23 protein-coding genes and 2 pseudogenes are annotated in these 22,073 nt (G+C 72.6%); 16 read left to right on the top strand and 9 right to left on the bottom strand.

Features of this window, described 5'->3' with window-relative positions; translation table 11 throughout:
- Nucleotides 1–54: 54 nt before the first annotated feature.
- Nucleotides 55–1,503, bottom strand: coding sequence for an NAD(P)H-quinone dehydrogenase (locus ACWGJ2_RS22270; protein ID WP_453348004.1), 1,449 nt, complete (start codon nucleotides 1,501–1,503; stop codon nucleotides 55–57).
- Between the two features lie 95 nt (nucleotides 1,504–1,598).
- On the opposite strand from ACWGJ2_RS22270, the gene ACWGJ2_RS22265 reads away from it, so the two are divergent.
- From ACWGJ2_RS22265 to ACWGJ2_RS22250, 4 genes are all read left to right on the top strand, one after another.
- Nucleotides 1,599–2,036 carry a gamma-glutamylcyclotransferase gene (locus ACWGJ2_RS22265; RefSeq protein WP_453347908.1) on the top strand — a complete coding sequence of 146 codons (438 nt, stop codon included), beginning with the start codon at nucleotides 1,599–1,601 and terminating at the stop codon, nucleotides 2,034–2,036.
- Nucleotides 2,037–2,148: 112 nt separating this feature from the next.
- Nucleotides 2,149–2,424: a type II toxin-antitoxin system RelE family toxin gene (locus ACWGJ2_RS22260; protein ID WP_453347907.1), complete on the top strand. Its 276-nt coding sequence runs from the start codon at nucleotides 2,149–2,151 to the stop codon at nucleotides 2,422–2,424.
- Between the two features lie 126 nt (nucleotides 2,425–2,550).
- Nucleotides 2,551–3,372 carry a purine-nucleoside phosphorylase gene (locus ACWGJ2_RS22255; RefSeq protein WP_453347906.1) on the top strand — a complete coding sequence of 274 codons (822 nt, stop codon included), beginning with the start codon at nucleotides 2,551–2,553 and terminating at the stop codon, nucleotides 3,370–3,372.
- A gap of 100 nt (nucleotides 3,373–3,472) precedes the next feature.
- Entirely contained in the window at nucleotides 3,473–5,155 is a 1,683-nt protein-coding gene (locus tag ACWGJ2_RS22250) for a phospho-sugar mutase (RefSeq protein WP_453347905.1), read from the top strand.
- 118 nt (nucleotides 5,156–5,273) lie between these two features.
- On the opposite strand, the gene ACWGJ2_RS22245 is transcribed toward ACWGJ2_RS22250, so the two are convergent.
- Entirely contained in the window at nucleotides 5,274–6,146 is an 873-nt protein-coding gene (locus ACWGJ2_RS22245; RefSeq protein ID WP_453347904.1) for a ketopantoate reductase family protein, read from the bottom strand.
- 84 nt (nucleotides 6,147–6,230) lie between these two features.
- On the opposite strand from ACWGJ2_RS22245, the gene ACWGJ2_RS22240 reads away from it, so the two are divergent.
- A complete protein-coding gene (locus ACWGJ2_RS22240) occupies nucleotides 6,231–6,860 on the top strand; it encodes a TetR/AcrR family transcriptional regulator (RefSeq protein ID WP_453347903.1) in 630 nt (209 codons plus the stop codon).
- Nucleotides 6,861–6,974: 114 nt separating this feature from the next.
- Here the strand turns inward: ACWGJ2_RS22240 and ACWGJ2_RS22235 are convergent, their stop codons facing one another.
- From ACWGJ2_RS22235 to ACWGJ2_RS22220, 4 genes and pseudogenes are all read right to left on the bottom strand, one after another.
- Nucleotides 6,975–7,577: a methylated-DNA--[protein]-cysteine S-methyltransferase gene (locus ACWGJ2_RS22235; RefSeq protein WP_453347902.1), complete on the bottom strand. Its 603-nt coding sequence runs from the start codon at nucleotides 7,575–7,577 to the stop codon at nucleotides 6,975–6,977.
- 157 nt (nucleotides 7,578–7,734) lie between these two features.
- Nucleotides 7,735–8,070 carry a helix-turn-helix domain-containing protein gene (locus tag ACWGJ2_RS22230; RefSeq protein WP_453347901.1) on the bottom strand — a complete coding sequence of 112 codons (336 nt, stop codon included), beginning with the start codon at nucleotides 8,068–8,070 and terminating at the stop codon, nucleotides 7,735–7,737.
- A 24-nt stretch (nucleotides 8,071–8,094) separates the two neighbouring features.
- Nucleotides 8,095–8,181 (bottom strand): annotated as a pseudogene (locus ACWGJ2_RS22225) (type II toxin-antitoxin system RelE/ParE family toxin); the annotation flags it as partial.
- Between the two features lie 30 nt (nucleotides 8,182–8,211).
- Nucleotides 8,212–8,952, bottom strand: a complete 741-nt coding sequence (locus ACWGJ2_RS22220; RefSeq protein WP_453347900.1) for a PH domain-containing protein — start codon at nucleotides 8,950–8,952, stop codon at nucleotides 8,212–8,214.
- Between the two features lie 110 nt (nucleotides 8,953–9,062).
- Between ACWGJ2_RS22220 and deoC the strand changes: the two genes are divergently transcribed.
- From deoC to ACWGJ2_RS22200, 4 genes and pseudogenes are all read left to right on the top strand, one after another.
- A complete protein-coding gene (gene deoC, locus ACWGJ2_RS22215; RefSeq protein ID WP_453348003.1) occupies nucleotides 9,063–10,022 on the top strand; it encodes a deoxyribose-phosphate aldolase in 960 nt (319 codons plus the stop codon).
- A 3-nt stretch (nucleotides 10,023–10,025) separates the two neighbouring features.
- Entirely contained in the window at nucleotides 10,026–11,483 is a 1,458-nt protein-coding gene (locus ACWGJ2_RS22210) for an aldehyde dehydrogenase family protein (protein ID WP_453347899.1), read from the top strand.
- Nucleotides 11,476–12,378: an aldehyde dehydrogenase family protein gene (locus ACWGJ2_RS22205; protein ID WP_453347898.1), complete on the top strand. Its 903-nt coding sequence runs from the start codon at nucleotides 11,476–11,478 to the stop codon at nucleotides 12,376–12,378. Before ACWGJ2_RS22210 ends, ACWGJ2_RS22205 begins: the two co-directional genes overlap by 8 nt.
- Nucleotides 12,379–12,497: 119 nt before the next feature.
- Nucleotides 12,498–13,073 (top strand): annotated as a pseudogene (locus ACWGJ2_RS22200) (MFS transporter); the annotation flags it as partial.
- On the opposite strand, the gene ACWGJ2_RS22195 reads toward ACWGJ2_RS22200, so the two are convergent.
- Together ACWGJ2_RS22195 and ACWGJ2_RS22190 are read right to left on the bottom strand one after the other, a co-directional pair.
- Entirely contained in the window at nucleotides 13,042–13,941 is a 900-nt protein-coding gene (locus ACWGJ2_RS22195; protein ID WP_453347897.1) for an alpha/beta fold hydrolase, read from the bottom strand. The pseudogene ACWGJ2_RS22200 and the gene ACWGJ2_RS22195 sit on opposite strands and share 32 nt — an antisense overlap.
- Nucleotides 13,942–14,084: 143 nt before the next feature.
- A complete protein-coding gene (locus tag ACWGJ2_RS22190; RefSeq protein ID WP_453347896.1) occupies nucleotides 14,085–14,777 on the bottom strand; it encodes a winged helix-turn-helix transcriptional regulator in 693 nt (230 codons plus the stop codon).
- Nucleotides 14,778–14,893: 116 nt separating this feature from the next.
- On the opposite strand from ACWGJ2_RS22190, the gene ACWGJ2_RS22185 reads away from it, so the two are divergent.
- Nucleotides 14,894–16,105, top strand: a complete 1,212-nt coding sequence (locus tag ACWGJ2_RS22185) for a pyridoxal phosphate-dependent aminotransferase (protein WP_453347895.1) — start codon at nucleotides 14,894–14,896, stop codon at nucleotides 16,103–16,105.
- Between the two features lie 159 nt (nucleotides 16,106–16,264).
- Nucleotides 16,265–16,855, top strand: a complete 591-nt coding sequence (locus ACWGJ2_RS22180) for a uridine kinase (RefSeq protein ID WP_453348002.1) — start codon at nucleotides 16,265–16,267, stop codon at nucleotides 16,853–16,855.
- A 159-nt stretch (nucleotides 16,856–17,014) separates the two neighbouring features.
- Here ACWGJ2_RS22180 and ACWGJ2_RS22175 read toward each other — a convergent pair whose 3' ends face one another.
- Complete coding sequence (locus ACWGJ2_RS22175) at nucleotides 17,015–17,770, bottom strand: SigE family RNA polymerase sigma factor (RefSeq protein WP_453347894.1); 756 nt, start codon at nucleotides 17,768–17,770, stop codon at nucleotides 17,015–17,017.
- 254 nt (nucleotides 17,771–18,024) lie between these two features.
- Between ACWGJ2_RS22175 and afsQ1 the strand changes: the two genes are divergently transcribed.
- The 5 genes from afsQ1 (at nucleotide 18,025) to ACWGJ2_RS22150 (ending at nucleotide 21,986) form a co-directional block, all read left to right on the top strand.
- Nucleotides 18,025–18,702 (top strand): two-component system response regulator AfsQ1, encoded by a 678-nt coding sequence (gene afsQ1 / locus ACWGJ2_RS22170; RefSeq protein WP_453347893.1) that lies wholly within the window; start codon nucleotides 18,025–18,027, stop codon nucleotides 18,700–18,702.
- Complete coding sequence (locus tag ACWGJ2_RS22165) at nucleotides 18,699–20,306, top strand: ATP-binding protein (RefSeq protein WP_453347892.1); 1,608 nt, start codon at nucleotides 18,699–18,701, stop codon at nucleotides 20,304–20,306. Before afsQ1 ends, ACWGJ2_RS22165 begins: the two co-directional genes overlap by 4 nt.
- Complete coding sequence (locus tag ACWGJ2_RS22160) at nucleotides 20,303–20,971, top strand: hypothetical protein (RefSeq protein ID WP_453347891.1); 669 nt, start codon at nucleotides 20,303–20,305, stop codon at nucleotides 20,969–20,971. Before ACWGJ2_RS22165 ends, ACWGJ2_RS22160 begins: the two co-directional genes overlap by 4 nt.
- Nucleotides 20,972–21,104: 133 nt before the next feature.
- A complete protein-coding gene (locus tag ACWGJ2_RS22155; RefSeq protein ID WP_453348001.1) occupies nucleotides 21,105–21,707 on the top strand; it encodes a VanZ family protein in 603 nt (200 codons plus the stop codon).
- Between the two features lie 81 nt (nucleotides 21,708–21,788).
- Nucleotides 21,789–21,986 carry a PspC domain-containing protein gene (locus ACWGJ2_RS22150; RefSeq protein WP_453347890.1) on the top strand — a complete coding sequence of 66 codons (198 nt, stop codon included), beginning with the start codon at nucleotides 21,789–21,791 and terminating at the stop codon, nucleotides 21,984–21,986.
- Nucleotides 21,987–22,073: the final 87 nt, after the last annotated feature.

The raw sequence follows: 22,073 nt of genomic DNA, 5'->3' as shown, positions 1-22,073 counted from the left end.
CAACGGGCCCGTGATCAGCGCCGATCGGCCCTCGTCAGCCCTGATCGGCCCCCATCAGCCCTCTTCCGCGGTCTTCCTCGTGTGCAACTGCCGCGCCACCTCGGCGATCGAGCCGGTCAGCGAGGGGTACACGGTGAACGCGTTAGCGATCTGTTCGACGGTCAGATTGTTGTCCACCGCGATCGAGATCGGATGGATCAGCTCGCTCGCGCGGGGCGCGACGACGACACCGCCCACGACGATCCCCGTTCCCGGACGGCAGAACAGCTTCACGAAACCGTCCCTGATGCCCTGCATCTTGGCGCGCGGATTGCGCAGCAGCGGCAGCTTCACGACGCGCGCGTCTATGACGCCCGCCTCGACGTCGGCCTGGCTGTAGCCGACGGTGGCGATCTCGGGGTCGGTGAAGATGTTCGCGGATACGGCCTTCAGGTTGAGCGGGGTGACCGCGTCGCCCAGGAAGTGGTACATCGCGATGCGGCCCTGCATGGCGGCGACCGAGGCGAGCGCGAAGACGCCCGTGCAGTCACCTGCCGCGTAGACGCCGGGTGCCGAGGTGCGCGAGACCTTGTCGGTCCAGACGTGCCCGGAGTCCTTGAGCCGTACCCCGGCCTCCTCCAGGCCCATGTCCGTCGTGTTGGGGACGGCGCCGACCGCGACGAGGCAGTGCGAGCCCGTGATGGTGCGCCCGTCCTGGAGCGTGACCTCGACCCGGTCCCCCACCCGCTTCGCCGACGAGGCACGGGAGCGGCTCATGACGTTCATGCCGCGCCGCCGGAAGACGTCCTCCAGCACGGCCGCCGCGTCGGCGTCCTCGCCGGGCAGCACCCTGTCGCGCGAGGAGACGAGGGTGACCTGCGAGCCCAGCGCCTGGTAGGCACCGGCGAACTCGGCGCCCGTGACACCGGAGCCGACGACGATCAGTTCGTCGGGCAGCTCGTCGAGGTCGTAGAGCTGCGTCCAGTTGAGGATGCGCTCGCCGTCGGGCCGCGCGTCCGGGATCTCGCGGGGGTGGCCGCCCGTCGAGATCAGCACCGCGTCGGCCGTCAGCCGCTCCTCCGTGCCGTCCGCGACGGTGACCACGACCTGGCGCGAACCGTCAGGGGCCTGCGCGGGCTCCAGGCGGCCACGGCCCCGCATGACCCGCGCGCCCGCGCGGGTGACCGAGGCGGTGATGTCGTGGGACTGGGCGAGCGCGAGCCGCTTCACCCTGCGGTTGACCTTGCCGAGGTCCACGCCGACGACCCGGGCCGGGTCGTTGGGGTCGTGGGTGCTGTCCTCGACGCGGATGCCGAGCTCCTCGTAAGAGGAGTCGAAGTTCGTCATGACCTCGGCGGTGGCGATGAGGGTCTTCGACGGCACGCAGTCGGTGAGCACCGAAGCGCCGCCGAGACCGTCGCAGTCGACGACGGTCACCTCCGCTCCGAGCTGGGCCGCGACAAGCGCCGCCTCGTAGCCGCCGGGTCCGCCACCAATGATCACGATCCGAGTCACATACTCCAGTGTCCCGCACCCGCCGCGCCGCCACCCGCCCGCCCCCTCCGTTCGGGGCTTCTGCCCCCCTGAGTCCCGGACGTCCCTCCCGTACCCTCGTGCCTATGTCGCTCTACGCCGCCTACGCGGTCAATCTCGACGCACGGCTCATGGCACGCCGCGCCCCCCACTCCCCGCTGCGCGGCACGGGCTGGGTCTCCGGGTGGCGGCTGACGTTCGGGGGCGAGCAGATGGGCTGGGAGGGAGCGCTGGCCACCGTGGTCGAGGCCCCGGTGTCGCAGACGTTCGTCGCCCTGTACGACATCGCGCCCATGGACGAGGACTCGATGGACCGCTGGGAGGGCGTCGGCATGGGCATCTACCGCCGTGCCCGGCTGCGCGTGCACACGCTCGACGGGGACGAGGCCGCCTGGTGCTACGTCCTGAACGGATACGAGGGCGGCCTGCCCTCGGCCCGCTATCTCGGCGACATCGCGGACGCGGCGGAGTCGGCCGGTGCCCCCCACGACTACGTCATGGAACTGCGCAAGCGCCCCTGCTGACCACCCCCGCGGTCCCGCCCGCCGCCCACTGCCTCCGACGGCCCGCGCGCCTCGCGCGACGGCCCTAGACTTGTGCCCGGACGGGGCCGGGAGGCCCTGAGGGGAGAGCACGATGCCCACGTACCAGGTGCATTTCACCGAGCAGGCGGCAGCCGCGAGGGACCGGCTGGACGATCAGCAGCGGGCCGCCTTCGACAAAGGCGTCGCCCTGCTCGCGCGCGACCCGTTCCCGAAGCTGTCCCGCCCCATAAGCGCGACGGGCGACGACCGCACCATCAGGCTCACGCAGAACATCCTCGTCGAGTACACGGTGACCATGGGGCGGCTGCTGATCTTCATCGTCGAGGTCTTCAACGACAAGGACATCTTCGTCACCGACGAAGTCTGATCTTCTCCCGCGAGGCTGGGGGAAAGCACAGGAGTCAGCGGCCGATCACCGCGCTGACATGTGCTTTCCCCTTGACTTCGGCCACCCTTCTACGCGCGTAGGCGACAACAGGCTACCCTTCGTCGCGTGAACGCTTCCGCCACCGCACACATTGCCGAAGACCCCCACCGTTCCGCCGACGCCGCCGCGGCGCGGCTGCGCGAGCTGACGGGTACGGACAGCCACGACGTCGCCCTGGTCATGGGCTCCGGCTGGGTGCCCGCCGCAGACGCGCTCGGGACGCCCGAGCAGGAGTTCCCCGTCACGGATCTGCCGGGGTTCCCGGCACCCGCCGTCGCCGGGCACGCGGGCATGATCCGCTCGTACCGGGCGGGCGACAAGCGCGCACTCGTCTTCCTCGGCCGCACCCACTACTACGAGGGACGCGGCGTCGCCGCCGTCGCGCACGGGGTGCGCACGGCCGTGGCCGCCGGCTGCAAGACGATCGTCCTCACCAACGGCTGCGGCGGTCTGCGCGAGGGCATGCGCCCCGGCCAGCCGGTCCTCATCAGCGATCACATCAACCTCACCGCCACCTCCCCCATCGTCGGCGCCAACTTCGTCGACCTCACCGACCTCTACTCCCCGCGCCTGCGCGCCCTCTGCCAGGAGATCGACCCGTCCCTCGAAGAGGGCGTCTACGTGCAGTTCCCCGGGCCGCACTACGAGACCCCGGCCGAGATCGGCATGGTCAGGGCGATCGGCGGGGACCTGGTGGGCATGTCCACCGTCCTGGAGGCCATCGCGGCGCGCGAGGCGGGCGCGGAGGTGCTCGGCATCTCACTGGTCACGAACCTCGCCGCGGGCATGACGGGGGAACCCCTCAACCACGAGGAGGTCCTCCAGGCGGGCCGGGACTCGGCCTCCCGGATGGGCACGCTCCTGGCGCAGGTACTCGGGCGCGTCTGAGGGAACCCGTGCGGCGTCCGCGCCGAGTATGGGAGCACAGCGAGTACCGCAACCGTGACCGTGACCGTGACCGACAGAGGCTGACAGGCAGGAGCGAACCGTGCACGAGGACGTGACAGCGCGTGCCCGCACGTGGCTGGCCGAGGACCCTGACCCGGAGACCCGGGAGGAGCTGGCCAAGCTCATCGAGGCGGGCGACCTCGACGAGCTGACCGCGCGCTTCTCCGGCACGCTCCAGTTCGGCACCGCGGGACTGCGGGGCGAGCTGGGCGCGGGCCCCATGCGGATGAACCGGAGCGTGGTGATCCGCGCCGCGGCCGGGCTGGCCGCCTACCTGCGCGGCCAGGGCCACGGAGGCGGCGAGGGCGACGGCGACGCCAACGGCCTCGTCGTCATCGGCTACGACGCCCGCCACAAGAGCGCCGACTTCGCGCGGGACACCGCCGCCGTGATGACCGGCGCCGGGCTGCGCGCGGCGCTGCTGCCAGGGCCGCTGCCGACGCCCGTGCTGGCCTTCGCCATCCGGCATCTGGGCGCCGTCGCGGGCATCATGGTCACCGCGAGCCACAACCCGCCCCGCGACAACGGCTACAAGGTCTACCTCGGCGACGGCTCCCAGATCGTCCCGCCCGCCGACGCCGAGATCGCCGCCGCGATCGAGGCCGTCGGACCGCTGTCCGGGGTGCCACGGCCCGGCTCCGGCTGGCAGGTGCTCGGCGACGAGACGATCGACGCGTACCTCGCGCGCAGCGGCGCCGTACTGACCGAGGGCTCCCCGCGCGACCTGCGCACCGTGCACACCGCGCTGCACGGTGTGGGCGCGCGGACGGTGCACGAGGCGTTCGTACGGGCGGGCTTCCCCGCCCCCGTCGCCACCCCCGAGCAGGCCGGTCCTGACCCGGACTTCCCCACCGTCGCGTTCCCCAACCCGGAGGAGCCTGGCGCGATGGGCCTCGCCTTCGCGACGGCGCGCGAGGTGCGGCCCGATCTCGTCCTCGCGAACGACCCCGACGCGGACCGCTGCGCCGTCGCCGTCCCCGACGCGGAGTCGGCCGACGGCTGGCGCATGCTGCGGGGCGACGAGGTCGGCGCACTGCTCGCCACGCACCTCGTGCACAAGCGGGCGCGCGGCACGTTCGCGACGACGATCGTCTCCTCGTCGCTGCTGTCCAAGATCGCGCGGGCCGGTGGGCTCGCGTACGAGGAGACCCTCACCGGCTTCAAGTGGCTGGCGCGCGTGCCGGAGCTGCGCTACGCGTACGAGGAAGCCCTCGGCTACTGCGTCGACCCGGACGGCGTCAACGACAAGGACGGCATCACGGCCGCGCTGCTCGTCGCCGAGCTGGCGGCCGAGCTGAAGCAGGCCGACCGCACGCTCTCCGACCTGCTCGACGACATCACCGTCGAGTACGGGCTGCACGCGACGGACCAGCTGTCCGTCCGCGTCGAGGACCTGTCGCTGATCGGCGCGGCGATGGAGCGCCTGCGCTCCCGGCCCCCGTCCTCCCTCGCGGGTCTCGCCGTCGCCTCGGCCGAGGACCTGACCGCGGGCTCGCCCGCGCTCCCGCCGACGGACGGCCTGCGCTACCACCTCGCGGGGAGCGGGGAGGTCGGCTCCGGGCGCGTGGTCGTCAGGCCGAGCGGCACGGAGCCGAAGCTCAAGTGCTACCTGGAGGTCGTGCTCCCCGTCGCGGACCCGGCCGGCCTGTCGCGGGCCCGCGCCCGCGCGGCGGAGGTCCTGGCGGAGATGAAGACGGACCTGCGGGCGTCGACGGGGCTGTGAGGGTGCGCTGAGGCCCTGCCCCGTCGGGCCGGCGTTCGGTCGGGCCGGCGTTCCTCGGCGTCGCGCCAGTACCGCTGGCGCCGCGCCGCCCGGCGATGATCTCGCCGGCCTGGGTGGCTCAGCGGCCTCCCGCGGGGACACGGAGCTGTCCGGCCAGCCGATCGAGTTCGGCTGCCGTGGCGGGCGAGGAGTCGCTGAGTCCGCTGTGCACGGCCGTCGGGCTCTTCAGGAAGCGCCGGAACACGGCCACGAGGAGCCCCTGCGGCAGAGCCCGCAGCGCGGCGAACGCGCGAGGTACCGGCGGCGTCTCCAGCGCGGCGAGGTTCTCCCGTATGCGGTGGAGCATGCCGCGGACCGCATCCGGGTCGGCGGCCAGCTCCACCGGCCCGCCCGCCGCGTGGGCCGCCTGCCCGAGCGGGACCGTGAACGCGGCGTGCGTCCTGAGCCAGGCGTCCATCCGCGGCTCGGCCCTGGCGTTGAACCCGGCGCTACGGAACGTCTCCACGATCCGCTCCAGCCGCGGGGTGGTGCGGCCGTCGGGCTCGCCGACCGGCATCGCGACCCAGCGTGTCACGAGGTTGCTCTTGCGGTAGCGGACCACGTCGCCGTCCATCGTGCCGCCGTTCGCGGGGAAACCGAGCAGCACCCGCTCGTGGCCGATCACCGCGCCCAGCGGCTGCGCTCCGGCCGCCCAGTTGTGGAGGAACAGCACGTCGCCTTGGACACCGGCGAGCGACTCCAGCACCGCGTCCACCTGATGGGTGCGGACGAAGACGGTGATCAGGTCGTACCCGCCGTCCGGATGCTCGACCACCGGTACCGGTACCCGCCTGACGGCTGGGCTGTCTTCCTCGGCGAGCCGCACCCCGTGCCTGCGCAGGGCGGCCAGGCGCTCGCCCCGGGCGAGGAGAGAGACGTCGTGACCGGCCTCGTGCATGCGGGCGGCGAACAGGCTGCCGAGCACTCCGGCGCCGTACACGAGCAGCTTCATGGCGGACCTCTTTCGCAGGGGCTCTTTCACACGAGCGTTTGAATCATACGTTCGTTTCATTCAAACACATGTATAGTCCCTCGTGTGGCGACCCCGGACACCCGCACCCAGATCCTCGACGCGGCCGAGCACCTCTTCGCCGAGCACGGATACCGCGGCACCTCGGTCCGCGCGATCACCGGACTCGCCGGAGCAAACCTGGCCGCCGTCGGCTACCACTTCGGCTCGAAGGCGGAGCTGATGGCCGCGGTCGCCCGCCGCGTGATCGAGCCCATCAACGCCGCCCAGTGCGCCGGGCTCGACGCATTGCTCGCCAGGGCCCCCGACCCGGCGGTCGGCGAACTGGTGGAGGCATTCGCGGGGCCACTGTTCGACGGGATGCCGGCCGGCGACGAGGGCGGCGCCCGGAGATCCCGGCTGATCATGACGATCCTCAGCGACCCGGCCGATGAGGCACGCGGCTGGACAGGACCGGCCGAGGACACGGTCCGCGAGCGCTACCTCGCGGCCTTCGCACGCGTACTGCCCGGCCTCTCCCCGGAGGAACTGCGGTTCCGGATGCGGGGGATCCTCGCCGTGACGGCCGTCGACCGCCTCGAGGCCCACCAGCGGCCCTCCCCCGGCTGCGCGTCCCCCGTAGCGGGCGAGGCGGCCCGGCGCTGGGCGATCACGTTCCTGACGGCAGCGATGAGCGCACCACCGACCCGGACCTGACGGTCCGGGCCGCCGTCGGCGGTTCACCGGCCGCTGCCGCGCTCACCGGCGGAACGGCCTCGGCGCGGTGGCGCGGTGGCGCGGGGCATGGTCGCCCTCGCGGAAACGGAGCCGTCAGAAGGCGAGCATCTGCTGCTCCGTCGCGCCCCTGACGCCCCTCGCACCCGGCGCCGCCCCTGACGGCAGTGCCCCCTCGTGCCGCAGCAGCGCCCGCTTGCGCTCCAGACCGCCGCCGTAGCCGGTGAGGCTGCCGTCGGCTCCGACCACGCGGTGGCAGGGCAGGATCACGCCGATCGGGTTCTTGCCGTTGGCGAGGCCCACCGCGCGCGAGGCCGACGGGCTGCCGATGTGCGCGGCGAGTTCGCCGTAGGTCCAGGTGCGGCCGTACGGGATCTGGGCCAGCGCGGCCCAGACCCGCTGCTGGAAGGCGGTGCCCTCGGGCTTCAGCGGAAGGCCGAACGTCTCGCGCTCCCCCGCGAAGAACTCCCCCAACTGCCGCTCCGTCTCGGCCAGCACGGGCTCGTCACAGGACCGCACACGCTCGCCGAAGCAGCTGTCGTCCGGCCGGTGCCGCTGGTCGACCATGTACAGCCCGACGAGATGCCCGTCCGCCGCGACCAGCGTGAGGGGGTCATAGGGACTGTCGACGACGGCGTGCACCCTCGCTCCGTCCCGCCGTGGATTCGCCTTCGCTCGCGCTGCCCGCTGTGCCTGCATACGTCGAGCATGACCGCGCGGAGAGCGCAGCACTGGCGGATTCGCGACATGGTCACCCGGCCCCCGACCCCCGGCCCCCGGGCAAGGCGCCGGGGCGGCCCGGCCCACCCTGACCCCCTCGCATCGGGAGAACGGGCTCCTGGGACTCTTCGGCCCGTCACGAGGCGGCCCCGATGACGCGCCCCTCGTACTCAAGAGCCAGCGTCACCTTCGCACCGAGCGCGGCGGCGTAGGTGCACATGGTCTCCAGTTGGTGGATCTCGCCACGCTCGACCTGTGACACCCGCGCCTGCGAGATGCCCAGGGACGCCGCTACCTGCGCTTGTGTCAGCCCCTGCTCCTCCCGCAGCTCTCGCAGGTGGTGCCCCAGCACATACGCTTCCGTCGCGAGACGCGCCGCCTGCTTACGGGACTCCCACTCCGTCTCGGACACCGGTGCGGAGCGCTCACGCATCCGCCCCTTCACCTCGCCCCAACTGCTGTGCTCGCTCATCAGCCCTCCTCCGACTCGGCCCTAGAGGATCGCCTCCCGCTCCGGATCAAAGACAAAGAGAATCCGGACCTCCGTGCTCCCCGAACTCGCCGGGCGCAGCTCCTTGAGGTGAGCGTCCACCCCCGTGGCGTCAGCGGCCCGTCACCCCATGCCCAGCAGCACCGCCAGTGCCACAGCACCCGCCACCGCCGGGGCGAGGATCTCGTAGGCCCAGCGGACCGTGACCCTGCCCTGGGCCGGGGCGGCTTCGCCGTGGCGTTCGGCCAGGGCGCGGAGTTCGTCGATGGCCTGGTCGGAGGGGGCGCGGCGCTCGGAGGTGTCGTGGATCTGGGACGTCTGGGCGCCGGGCCCGAAGAGGCCGAAGCCGCGCGAGGGCGGGCGGCCGGCGGCGACGTTCTCGTTGTGGCGGGCCGCCTTCTTGCGGGCGCGCAGGGAGACCGGGATCGCCCAGAGCTGGTACTTCTTGCCGTCCGCCAGCACCTCGCTGGAGTACCCGGAGCGCACCGACTCCACCGCGCCCCACGGCACGGTGACGGTGCGGAAGGGGTTGCGCACCCGCATCCGCTCGTCCCCCGCGTACACCGCGGGCCGCAGCGTGAACGCGATCACCAGCGGGGCCATCAGCAGGAGCCCCGCGAGGGCGACCCAGGGGGTGCGGCCCGAGCCGTTGAGCACCCCGTCCACCCCGAGCCACACGCCCAGCGCGAGCAGCAGCGCGCCCCCGGCCATCCCGGCCGGTGAGCGGTAGCAGCGGTCCTCGTACTTCACGGGTGCGGGCCCGTGCGCGGACCCACCCTCGGACACGCCCTCGGACACGCCCTCGGGCGCGGATTCGGGCTCGGATGCGGACTCGCGCTCGGGCGGCCGGGACTCGCTCGTCATAGGGCCGATTCTGCCGGAACGTCCGCATGGCGGACGTTGCGGTCCGGCATCGATCCGTTTCCGGGGCCCACCCACGACGCTACGCGTGTAGATATGCTGCCCTGGTGACCATGCCTACTGCTCCCGCACTGGCGGACGTGACCTCGTCCGACGCGGCGTTGCGCCGCTATCTCCACGGCCTGCCCGGCGTCGACGCGGTCGGCCTCGAGGCCCGCGCCGCGACCCTCGGCACGCGCTCGGTGAAGACGTCGGCCAAGGCGTACGCCATCGACCTGGCCATCTCGATGATCGACCTGACCACCCTGGAGGGCGCCGACACCCCCGGCAAGGTCCGCGCGCTCTGCGCCAAGGGTGCGCGACCCGACCCCACCGACCGCACCGTGCCCCGCGTCGCCGCGATCTGCGTGTACCCGGACATGGTGGCCACCGCGAAGGAGGCGCTGGAGGGCAGCGGCATCCATGTCGCGTCCGTGGCCACCGCCTTCCCCGCCGGGCGCGCCTCCGTGCCCGTCAAGCTCGCCGACACCAGGGACGCCGTCGCCGCTGGCGCGGACGAGGTCGACATGGTGATCGACCGAGGCGCGTTCCTCGCCGGCCGCTATATGCAGGTCTTCGAGGAGATCACCGCCGTCAAGGACACCTGCCGCCGCGCCGACGGCGAGGCCGCGCACCTGAAGGTGATCTTCGAGAACGGCGAGCTGTCCACGTACGACAACATCCGCCGCGCCTCCTGGCTGGCGATGCTCGCGGGCGCTGACTTCATCAAGACGTCGACCGGCAAGGTCGCGGTGAACGCGACGCCGCCCAACACGCTGCTGATGCTGGAGGCCGTACGGGACTTCCACGCGGCGACGGGCACCCGGGTGGGCGTGAAGCCCGCCGGGGGCATCCGGACGTCGAAGGACGCGATCAAGTACCTGGTGATGGTGAACGAGACGCTGGACGACGCCTGGCTGGACCCGGCGCTGTTCCGCTTCGGCGCCTCCAGCCTCCTCAACGACCTGCTGATGCAGCGCCAGAAGCTGAGCACCGGCCGCTACTCCGGCCCCGACTACGTGACGGTGGACTGACCCATGGCAGCTTTCGAGTACGCGCCGGCTCCGGAGTCCCGCGCGGTCGTCGACATCGCCCCGAGCTACGGCCTCTTCATCGACGGCGAGTTCACCGAGGGTACGGGCGGGGGCACCGGCTCGGGCACGGGCGGCGGTCTGCGCAAGACAGTCTCGCCCGCCACCGAGGAGGTGCTGTCCGAGTACACGCAGGCCGACGCCGAGGACGTCGACCGCGCGGTGAAGGCGGCCCGCAAGGCGTTCGGGACGTGGTCGGCGCTGCCGGGCGCCGAGCGCGCGAAGTACCTGTTCCGCATCGCCCGCATCATCCAGGAGCGCTCGCGCGAGCTGGCGGTCCTGGAGACGCTGGACAACGGCAAGCCGATCCGCGAGACGCGCGACGGCGACCTCCCGCTCGTCGCCGCCCACTTCTTCTACTACGCGGGCTGGGCCGACAAGCTGGCCTACGCGGGCTACGGCCCCGACCCCAGGCCGCTGGGCGTCGCGGGCCAGGTCATCCCGTGGAACTTCCCCCTCCTGATGCTGGCCTGGAAGATCGCCCCGGCGCTGGCCACCGGCAACACCGTGGTGCTCAAGCCCGCCGAGACGACGCCGCTCTCCGCTCTCTTCTTCGCGGACATCTGCCGCCAGGCGGGGCTGCCCAGGGGCGTCGTCAACATCGTCACGGGCGACGGCGCGACGGGCGCGGCGCTCGTCGGGCACCCGGACATCGACAAGATCGCGTTCACGGGCTCGACGGCCGTCGGCAAGGAGATCGCCCGTACGGCGGCGGGCACCAGGAAGAAGGTCACCCTCGAACTGGGCGGCAAGGGCGCCAACATCGTCTTCGACGACGCGCCGCTCGACCAGGCCGTCGAGGGCATCGTCAACGGCATTTTCTTCAACCAGGGCCAGGTCTGCTGCGCCGGTTCGCGGCTGCTGGTGCAGGAGTCGGTGCAGGACGAGCTGCTCGACGCGCTCAAGCGGCGGCTGTCCACGCTGCGCGTCGGCGACCCGCTCGACAAGAACACCGACGTCGGCGCCATCAACTCCGCCGAGCAGCTCGCCCGGATCAGCGAGCTGGCCGACTCCGGCGAGACGGAGGGCGCGGAGCGCTGGTCGGCGCCGTGCGAACTGCCCTCCAGCGGCTACTGGTTCGCGCCGACGCTCTTCACGGGCGTCACCCAGGCGCACCGGATCGCCCGCGAGGAGATCTTCGGCCCCGTGCTGTCCGTCCTCACCTTCCGCACCCCGGACGAGGCCGTGGCCAAGGCCAACAACACGCCGTACGGCCTGTCGGCGGGTGTGTGGACGGAGAAGGGCTCGCGGATGCTCAAGATGGCGCGGGAGCTGCGGGCCGGGGTCGTCTGGTCCAACACGTTCAACAAGTTCGATCCGGCCTCCCCCTTCGGCGGCTACAAGGAGTCGGGTTCGGGCCGCGAGGGCGGCCGTCACGGTCTGGAGGGCTACCTCGATGTCTGAGCGCGCTGAGCGACTGCCGGTCTTCAAGACCTACAAGCTGTACGTCGGGGGCAAGTTCCCCCGGTCCGAGAGCGGGCGGGTGTACGAGGTGACCGACTCCAAGGGCACATGGCTGGCCAACGCGCCGCTGTCCTCCCGCAAGGACGCGCGGGACGCGGTGTCGGCGGCCCGCAAGGCGTTCGGCGGCTGGTCGGGCGCGACGGCCTACAACCGCGGCCAGGTCCTCTACCGCGTCGCGGAGATGCTGGAGGGCCGCCGCGAGCAGTTCACGGCCGAGGTCGCGTCGGCGGAGGGCCTGCCTCGGGCCAAGGCGGCGGCCCAGGTGGACGCGGCCGTCGACCGCTGGGTCTGGTACGCGGGCTGGTCGGACAAGGTGGCGCAGATCGCCGGGTCGGCCAACCCCGTCGCGGGCCCGTACTTCAACCTCTCCTCGCCCGAGCCCACGGGCGTGGTCGCGGTGCTGGCCCCGCAGAAGTCGTCGTTCCTGGGCCTGGTCTCGGTGCTGGCCCCGGTCCTCGTCACGGGCAACACGGCGGTCGTCGTCGCGTCCGAGGACCGTCCCCTCCCCGCACTCGCGCTGGCCGAGGTGCTGGCCACCTCCGACGTGCCGGGCGGCGTGGTGAACGTCCTCGCGGGCCGTACCCGCGAGCTGGCCGTCCCGCTCGCGGCGCACCAGGACGTCAACGCGATCGACCTCGCGGGCGCCACGGGCGCCACCGGCACAGGGGCGGGGGACGCGGAGCTGGCGACGGAGCTTGAGGTGGCGGCGGCCGACAACCTGAAGCGGGTCGTACGGCCCGGCGAAGGCGCCGCCGACTGGAGCGCGGACCCCGGCACGGAGCGGCTGCTCGCGTTCCTGGAGACGAAGACGGTCTGGCACCCCGTGGGGGCCTGAGCGTCGCGCCCGTCACGGCTGGGCCCCGGCCCCGGTCTCAGCCGTGACGGGCGGCCTGCTGGTGCGTGCCCGGCGTGTGCCCGAAGGTGCGCCGGAAGACGTCGATGAACGCGCTCGCCTTCCTCTCGCTGTTCGCCGGGGAACGGATGGGCGGCAGCACGACGGCGGGCACCGCGGCCCTCGTCGTGCTCTACCTCGGCGGCGCGGTGGGCTCCGTGCTGGGCGGCGCGCTGGCCGACCGCTGGGACCGGGTCACCGTCGCCCGCTGGTCGTATCTGCTCTCGGCCGGATCGGTCGCAGGCGTGGTCTGCGTGCCGGGTCCGGCGCTGTACGTGTTCGTCGCGCTGACGTCGGTCGGCCTGTACGTGCCGTTCTCGCTCCAGGTCACGCTCGGGCAGGACTATCTGCCCTCGCACGTCGGCACGGCGGGCGGCATCACGCTCGGTCTGACCGTCAGCGTCGGCGGTCTCGCGAGCCCCCTCATCGGCGCCGTCGCCGACGCGACGTCCCTGCGGACGGCCCTGGCGCCACTGATCCTGATGCCCGCACTGAGCTGGCTGCTGTTCCGCACCCTGCCCGAACCGTCCGTGCCACGCCCGGCGGGGCTCTTGGACGACGGCGACGGGACCGGTACCGAAGTCCCGCCCGCCGAAGAACCGCTCGTCAGCGGCCGTCGTCCCCGAAGAAGTCCGTGAGGCGCTCGTCGAGCCGCGCCGAGGCGGGCGCGTGCAGCGGGAGCGCGTGGTGCGAGACGCCGGGCAGCGTCTCCACGACGGCCCCGGGCACCGCGCGCCGCGCCCCCGCCGCGACCCGACGCACGTCGTGCGCGCGGCTCTCCCCCGCGAGCAGCACCAGCAACGGCGCCGTCAGCCCGCGCAGTCGTGCGGCGGAGGGGCGCGGGCCCGTGACGGGGCGGGCCGAGGGGAAGTCGGAGGTGCCCCGCGCGTACAGCTCCAGCCAGTCGGGGTCCAGCGCGGCGCCGCCCGTCTCCCAGTCGACGAGCCCGCGCGCACGCGCCGCCGTCGGACGCAGCAGCAGCGGCAGCGCCCGCAGCAGATAGCGCGGCGAGAAGGACGCGAAGCACTGGGTGGGGTCGAGGAGCGCGAGGCGGCGCACGCGTCCCGTGGCGTGCAGCGCGTAGGTGAGCGCGATCCAGGCACCGTAGGAGTGCCCGCACAGGTCCGCCTGGACCGCCTGGCCGCCCTCGCTCTCCCCCTCACCGGGCGCGAAGTGGTCCAGCACCCCGTCCAGCCAGGCCATCAGGTCCCCGACGCCCGTGAGCCGCTGGCCAGGGGCGAGCGTGCTGCGTCCCGGGTCGCCGATGAGGTCGACGGCGCAGACGCGGTGCGTACGGCTGAGCGCGGCCACGTTCGCCGCCCAGACGGTGGAGGTGGCGCCGCCCCCGTGCAGCAGGACGAGGGGGCGCGCCTCGCGCGGGCCGAGGACGTTGACGCGGGTGGTGCCGTACAGCGAGGGCACCTCGACGGTCTCGGTCCCGGCGGGCCACCGGCGCAGCACGGCGTCGTAGGCGTCGAAGTACGCGGGCGGTGCGACGGCGGTCATGCTTCTCCTCGCGCGAAGAGCACGGTGACTCGTGGGGCGAGCCACCCGGTGCCGCGACAATAACCGCGCGCACGACGCCACTTCCCCCGTTTCCGGACCCGGGACGACGGCCGTACGCGAAGCGCCCGAACCGGAACCCTCCCCTACGCCTCTCCTCGAAGCGCCCGCGCCAGCGCCCCCTCCCCGCACACCCTGACCGTGCCGTCCTTCGCCCCCGCCTCCACCGTCAGCGAACCCTCGGCCAGTCCCACGCACGCGTCCACGTCCAGCTCGATCCGCACGTCGGCGGCGGGCTCGGCGGGACCCTCCCCGTACACGGCGCCCGCACCCGCATCCCCGCCCGCGCCGAGCCGCAGATGGAACGCGCCCTCGTCCAGCTGGACGTCGACGGTGCCGACGGTATGCGCCCCCGCAGCACCCGCCACCCCCGACGCCCCCGCCGCCCGCTCCAGCGCGCGCAGCAGCGGCAGCGCGAACCAGTGCGCGCGCAGCGCGTCGGTGTCGTGGCGCTCGGCCAGCTCGGGCGCGCCGAACGCGGCCAGCGCGGTGAGAACGGGCAGCAGCCCGCGCCCCTTGTCCGTCAGCTCGTAGACGTGCGCGGCGCCGGGCCGCGACAGCTTCCTGCGCTCGGCGAGCCCGTCGCGCTCCATGTCCTTGAGCCGGGTGGCCAGCATGTCCGTGCTGACGCCCGGCAGATCGGTGTGCAGGTCCGTATAGCGGCGGGGCCCGGCCAGCAGTTCCCGGACGATCAGCAGGGTCCACCGGTCCCCGGCGAGGTCGAGGGCGCGGGCGATGGCGCAGAACTGGTCGTAGCTGCGGTGCGTTCGGCGTGGCATACGACGCAGTCTAAGCAATAAGTTGGACTTTCCAAGTGGCCACTTGGTAGAACCAAGCAAGCGGGGGCCACGCGACGGCCACGCGGACACGGCGGGGACGAGAGGAAGGCCCACCCATGGAGTTCCGGCAGTCGAGCAAGCTCAGCGAGGTCTGTTACGAGATCCGCGGCCCGGTCATCGAGCAGGCCGACGCACTGGAGGAGGCGGGCCACAGCGTCCTGCGCCTCAACACGGGCAACCCGGCCCTCTTCGGCTTCGAGGCACCGGAGGAGATCCTCCAGGACGTCATCCGGATGCTGCCCCAGGCCCACGGCTACACCGACTCGCGCGGCATCCTCCCGGCCCGTCGCGCCGTAGCCCAGCACTACCAGGAGCGCGGCCTGCCCGACACCGGCGTGGACGACGTCTACCTCGGCAACGGCGTCTCCGAACTCGTCTCCATGGCCGTGCACGCGCTCGTCGACGACGGCGACGAAGTCCTGATCCCCGCGCCCGACTTCCCCCTGTGGACGGCCGTGACGACGATGGCGGGCGGCAAGGCCGTCCACTACATGTGCGACGAGTCCTCCGACTGGTACCCGGACCTGGCGGACATGGCCGCCAAGATCACCGACCGCACCCGCGCCGTCGTGATCATCAACCCCAACAACCCCACGGGCGCCGTCTACCCGCGCGAGATCCTCGAAGGCATCCTCGACCTCGCCCGCCGCCACCATCTGATGGTCTTCGCCGACGAGATCTACGACAAGATCCTCTACGACGGCACCGTCCACCACCACGCCGCCGCCCTCGCGCCCGACCTCGTCTGCCTGACCTTCAGCGGCCTGTCCAAGGCGTACCGCGTGGCCGGGTTCCGCTCCGGCTGGCTCGTCGTCTCGGGCCCCAAGCAGCACGCGAAGAACTATCTGGAGGGCCTGGGCACGCTCGCCTCCATGCGGCTGTGCCCCAACGCCCCCGCGCAGTACGCCATCCAGGCCGCGCTCGGCGGACGCCAGTCCATCCAGGACCTCGTCCTCCCCGGCGGCAGGCTCCACGAACAGCGCGACCGCGCCTGGGAACGGCTCAACGACATCCCGGGTGTCTCCTGCGTGAAGCCCAAGGGCGCGCTCTACGCCTTCCCGCGTCTGGACCCCAAGGTCCACAAGATCCACGACGACGAGCGCTTCGTGCTGGACCTGCTGCTGCGCGAGAAGATCCAGGTCGTCCAGGGCACCGGCTTCGCCTGGCCCACGCCCGACCACTTCCGCATCCTCACCCTCCCCTACGCGGACGACCTGGACGCCGCCATCAGCCGCATCGGCCGCTTCCTCGACGGCTACCGCCAGTGACCGCGCGGACGGGGCACGTAGCGCCCCGTCCCGAGGGGGTTCACGGCTCGGAACCATGACCGACAATGGTTCCTCGTGACCAGCACCCACCACACCGGCACCGCCCCCGGCACCGCCCACGCCCCCGCCTCCGCCGGGCCCCGCCGCGCCCCCCGCGTCATCCTGTTGACCGGGCCCTCCGGCTCGGGCAAGTCCCGCCTCTCGGCCCGCACGGGGCTGCCGGTGCTGCGCCTCGACGACTTCTACAAGGAGCACGACGACCCCACCCTCCCCCGGCTCCCCGACGCCGCCGGGACCGACTGGGACTCCCCGCTCTCCTGGGACGCGGAGGCGGCGGTCGCCGCCGTCGTGGAGCTGTGCGCGAGCGGCCGTACGACGGCCCCGGTGTACGACATCGCCACCAGCGCCCGCGTCGGCGAGGAGGAACTGCGCCTGGACGGCGCGCCCCTGTTCGTCGCCGAGGGCATCTTCGCCGCCGACATAGTGGCCCGCTGCCGTGAACTGGGCGTGCTGGCCGAGGCGATCTGCCTGCGCGGCCGCCCCTCCACCACCTTCCGGCGGCGGCTGCTGCGGGACCTGCGCGAGGGCCGCAAGTCGGTGCCCGTACTGCTGCGCCGCGGCTGGCGGCTGCTGCGCGCCGAGGGCGCGATCGTGGAGCGGCACCGGGCGCTGGGAGCGCTGCCGTGCGCGCGGGACGAGGCGATGGCCCGTATCGCCCGGCTCCGGGAGGCGGCGCGCCCGCGCGCCTGACCCGGCGCGACGGGGCACGTCACGCACCCGCGCACACGAAAGAGCGGGCCCAGCCAGACCCCCCGGCCGGCTGGACCCGCTCTCTCTTTCCCCCGTGGATCCCCCGTGATCCCCGTTTCCCCACCCCCCGGTGGCCCCCACGCCCCCCTCGGGCGTCTGTCAGGCGACCAGTTCGCCGAAGGTCTCGTCCTGGTCCCGGCCGAAGCTGAGCACCTCGTCGTCGCGCAGCCTGCGCAGCGAGCGCCAGATGCTGCTCTTGACGGTGCCGACGCTGATGTCGAGGATCTCCGCGATCTCCGGGTCCGTGCGGCCCTCGTAGTAGCGGAGGACCAGCATCGTGCGCTGGAGTTCGGGGAGCCGGGCGAGCGCCTGCCAGAGCACGGCGCGCAGTTCGGTACCGCGCATCGCGTCCTGGTCGTGCGGCGTCTCCGGCAGCTCCTCCGTCGGGTACTCGTTCAGCTTGCGGCGGCGCCACGCGCTGATGTGCAGGTTCGTCATCGTCCGGCGCAGATAACCGCCGACGGCCGCCTTGTCGCTGATCCGGTCCCAGGCGCGGTACGTGGAGAACAGCGCGCTCTGGAGCAGGTCCTCGGCCTCGAAGCGGTCACCGGTCAGGTGGTAGGCGGTGGCGTACAGGGAGGCACGGCGCTCGCGTACGTAGGCGGTGAACTCCGCTTCCGAGACGCTCTCGCTCCGCTCCCCCGATTCCTCCCTGTACTCCGCTTCCCCCCTGGTCTCTCCCCTGAGACCCTCCACCGCACCGATGTGCTGTGGACGCTGACGCCCGGTGCCGCGAGCGCACCCCCGCCCGCTCACGGCACCGGACTTCTCCGCGATCCGGCTCGTTGGAACCGCAGGGGTGTGCAGGCGCGTGTGAATAACTGCGCTGGTAGTGGTGCGGTGCAGTGTGTTCATCTTTGCGCCCCCCTCGGAGCCATCCCGGTCGCTTGCTCGATGCGGTAAACCTTGCCGCGCCAGTTTCATCGCGAGGTCCCCCGACTGTCACAGGGGTGTCACAGGCCGGATCTCCCGTGCGCCGTGATCGTTGCGTGATCCGTTACCGCCACCCGTCCCCGCCACCCGTCTCCCCCACCACCGCGGCACCCGCCACAGCCCCCTCACAGGCCCGCGGTCGAAGTCCGGGCCGCCCATGGGCCAGAATGGCGCGCGTGCCTTTCCTGTTGCTGATCGAGGACGACGACGCTGTCCGTACGGCCCTGGAGATGGGGTTGACCCGTCAGGGTCATCGCGTGGTGACCGCCGCGTCCGGCGAGGACGGCCTCAAACTGCTGCGCGAGCAGCGGCCGGATCTGATCGTGCTGGACGTGATGCTGCCGGGCATCGACGGCTTCGAGGTGTGCCGCCGCATCCGCCGCACCGACCAGTTGCCGATCATCCTGCTCACCGCGCGCAGCGACGACATCGACGTGGTGGTGGGCCTGGAGTCCGGCGCCGACGACTATGTCGTCAAGCCCGTGCAGGGCCGGGTGCTCGACGCCCGTATCCGCGCGGTGATGCGGCGCGGCGAGCGGGAGTCCAACGACGCGGCGACGTTCGGCAGCCTGGTCATCGACCGCTCGGCGATGACGGTGACCAAGAACGGCGAGGACCTCCAGCTCACCCCCACGGAGCTGCGGCTCCTGCTGGAGCTGAGCAGGCGCCCGGGACAGGCCCTGTCGCGGCAGCAGTTGCTGCGGCTGGTGTGGGAGCACGACTATCTCGGTGACTCGCGGCTCGTCGACGCCTGTGTGCAGCGGCTGCGCGCCAAGGTCGAGGACGTGCCCTCGTCCCCGACCCTGATCCGTACCGTGCGCGGCGTCGGCTACCGGCTGGACACTCCCTCGTGACAGACGCGACGCGGCCGGGCCGGCTGCGCGCGTGGTTCGCGGGGGTGCTGCCGACGCTGCGGCTGCGGCTCGTCGTCGTGTTCGCGCTGGTCGCGCTGACGGCCGCCGTCTCGGCCTCGGGCATCGCCTACTGGCTCAACAGGGACGCCGTCCTCACCCGCGCCCAGAACGCCGCGCTCAACGACTTCCGCAAGTCCATGGAGGACAACGCGGGCAGCCTGCCGCGCAAGTTCGACTGCGAGCAGTTGCGCGACGCGGCGCGGAACATGGCGGGCACCACGCAGAACTACCAGGTCCTCCTCTTCGGCGAGGACGCGCGCGGCGAGCCGTGCGCGGTCGCGTCGGACCGTAGCGCGTTCGCCGTCTCCGACGTGCCGTCCGCGCTGCGCAAGGCCGTCGCCAAGCGCCGCCCCGTGGACGACGGCAACTCCTACCCGTACCACCTCTACTGGCAGCGGATCACGAAGAAGAGCGACGGCGACCCCTATCTCGTCGGCGGCGCGAAGCTCATCGGTGACAGCGACACGGGCACGCCCTCGGGCTACATGCTCAAGTCGCTGGCGCCGGAGCGCGACGACCTCAACTCGCTGGCCTGGTCCCTCGGGATCGCCACCGGGCTCGCGCTGATCGGCGCGATGCTCATCGCGCAGGCCGCCGCCACCACGGTGCTGCGCCCCGTGCGCAGACTGGCGGACGCGGCGACCCGGCTGGGCGAGGGCAAGCTGGACACCCGGCTGAAGGTGTCGGGCACGGACGAACTGGCCGAGCTGTCGCGCACGTTCAACCAGACCGCCTCGTCGCTGGAGCGGCGGGTGGCCGAGCTGAGCGCCCGCGAGGCGTCCAGCCGACGCTTCGTCGCGGACATGTCGCACGAGCTGCGCACCCCGATGACCGCGATCTCGGCGGTGACCGAGGTGCTGGAGGAGGAGCAGGACAACCTCGATCCGATGATCGCACCCGCCGTCCAGCTGGTGGTCAGCGAGACCCGTCGGCTCAACGACCTGGTGGAGAACCTGATGGAGGTCACCCGGTTCGACGCGGGCACCGCCAAGGTCGTGCTCGACGACGTGGACGTGGCCGACCAGGTGACCGCCTGCATCGACGCGCGGGCCTGGCTGGACGCCGTCGAGCTGGACGCGGACCGGGGCATCATGGTGCGGCTCGACCCCCGCAGGCTCGACGTCATCCTCGCGAACCTGATCGGCAACGCGCTGAAGCACGGCGGTTCGCCGGTGCGGATCTCAGTGCGTACGGAGCCCGACGTGCTGGTGATCGAGGTCGCTGACCGGGGCCCCGGCATCCCCGAAGAGGTGCTGCCGCACGTCTTCGACCGCTTCTACAAGGCCAGCGCCTCCCGCCCCCGCTCCGAGGGCAGCGGCCTGGGCCTGTCCATCGCGCAGGAGAACGCGCACATCCACGGCGGCTCGATCACCGCGCACAACGCGCCCGAGGGCGGCGCCGTCTTCACCCTCCGCCTCCCCCACGGCGCGAACGCGCTCCCCGAGGACGACGAGGCCCACGGCGACCCGGACGCGGACCCGGGCGACGACACCCCCGGCACGGGCCGGGGCGACGGTGACGGCGACGAAGGGGGCAGCCGATGAGGGGCGACGGGACGACGGGACGCGTTGCCGGGGCCGCGCGCGCTGCCGGACCCTGGCGGCTCGTGGCCCTCGCCGCCGGGACCGCGACGGCCGCGCTGCTCCTCGCCGGGTGCGGCATCCGGGCCACGTCCGTGCCCGTGGACGCGGGCGCCGCGCCCTCGCGGGTGGGCTGCGTCATGCCCGTCGACAGGGCGGACGACGACAGCGCGGACGAGGCCAAGGGGAATCCGCAGGTACGGATCTACCTCGTGTGCAGCTCCCGCGTCTCCCACGTCGAGCGCCGCGTGGACCTGCCCGACGGGACCACGGACAAGGACCGGCTCACCGCGGCGCGCACACTCCTGGACGAGTTGCAGGCCGAGCCGTACCCCGAGGAGCACGCGGCAGGCTTCGAGACGGCCGTGCCGCGCGACCTGGAGGCCGAGGCCCCCCGCGAGGGCGACCCCGACGCGACGCTGCGGCTGAGCACGGCCCCGGACGAACTGCCCGCCTTCGCGCTCGCGCAGATCGTCTGCACCTACGCGAACACCCCGGCGGGGGACGCCGAGAAGTCGGTGACCCTGGGCGGCCCGGCCAAGGCGGACGAACCGCCGCGCCGCTACGAGTGCGAGACAGCGCTGCGCACGCGGCCGGAGGCGGCCAGAACGGCGGGCACCCGGGTCTGACGTCGGACACGGGCACGGACACGGGCACGGGGCGACGCCGGGACGCACGCGGCGCACGCGGTGACACGGGCGTGACAGGGGCGTGACGGAGAGCACCGGAACCGCGCCCGCCGGTCGTGGCGTCCTCTCCGGCGTGCAGCGTGATGTCAGTGGCGGCGGTACCGCCACTCCCCGTATCCGCGTCGCAGGACTCGTCCTGCTGACCGCGCATCTGCTGATCGCCGGGTGGCTGACGCTGCGGCCCCTGGCCGTGCCCTGGGTCGCGCCCGGCAACCTGCGGCCCTTCGCCACGATCCGCTCCGACCTCGCCGCCGGACCGCACGCCGCGCTGGAGAGCATCGGCTGCGGGCTGCTGATGTTCGCGCCGCTCGGCGTGCTGCTTCCCCTGGCCGCGGGACGACTGCACCGCGGACTGGCGGGTACCTGTGCCCGTACGGTCTTCGCCGGGGCGATGATCTCGCTGGGGACGGCGCTGCTCCAGACGGGCATCCCCGGCCAGGTCGTGAATGTGGACACGGTACTGCTGAACACCGCGGGGGTGGCCCTGAGCTGCCTGCTGCTCTTCCCTCCGCTGCGGGCCTGGCTGCTGCGCAGGACCGCCGGTGAGGCGCGGCCGAAGGGCCCGCTCGCCCGGCGCGGCGGCACGGGCCACGGCGCGGGGCGCGGCACAGGCCACGGGGCGCAGGGCGCTCAGGGTTCGACCCCGAGAGCTCCCAGGGTCGGGATCGCCCCGTAGACCGACGCCCACGAGGTGCCGTGCGGCTTACCGTCGAAGCATCAAGGCACACATACCTCACGAAGCGAAGGAGTCACCGACATGTCCGCACTTGCCCGCCCTCGTCATGGCCGGATGATCGGCGGTGTGTGCGCCGGACTGGCCCACCGCTTCGGCATGAAGCCCACCACCATGCGGGTGATCTTCCTGCTTTCCTGCCTGCTCCCCGGCCCCCAGTTCCTGCTCTACCTCGCGCTGTGGATCTTCCTCCCGAACGAGGACCAGCGCACCGCCTGGTGACCGGCACCGCCTGGTGACCGGCCAGGAAGGCGGCCGTACACACGAGAAAGCGGCGGGCCGGCGCTCTACGTCCATGAGCGCCGGCCC

The sequence above is a fragment of the Streptomyces sp. NPDC054796 genome (genome assembly GCF_053611545.1).
This window is presented reverse-complemented; position numbering and strand designations above follow the sequence as displayed.